At 39.5% G+C, this 291-nt stretch carries 1 pseudogene; it reads right to left on the bottom strand.

The features are described from left to right. Positions 1–24 precede the first annotated feature (24 nt). Positions 25–291 (bottom strand): annotated as a pseudogene (locus CD138_RS13780) (phage tail protein); the annotation flags it as partial.

Here is a 291-nt window from a genome sequence, read left to right as displayed (position 1 = left end):
AAGGGTGCTTCAAGCACCCATTTATTACATTACTTCTGAATCTCCTTCTCCTGTTAAAGATGATTCGAAGTTTTTACTTGTAGACTTACGTTCTTCAAGCGTACCAGTGTACTCACCTGGTTTTTCGAATTCAACCGTTGTACCAGCAACAGAAGCGTCTAACCATGATTTAGGTACATCGGTGAACACGCCATCAGCAGTGTTGAACTTAACTTTTAGCGTTACTTCAATTTTATCTTCTTCGTCATCGAATGATTTAGCATAATCTTCAACAACCGTGTAACCAAACGC

Source organism: Staphylococcus intermedius NCTC 11048 (assembly GCF_002902385.1).
Classification (GTDB): domain Bacteria; phylum Bacillota; class Bacilli; order Staphylococcales; family Staphylococcaceae; genus Staphylococcus; species Staphylococcus intermedius.
This window is presented reverse-complemented; position numbering and strand designations above follow the sequence as displayed.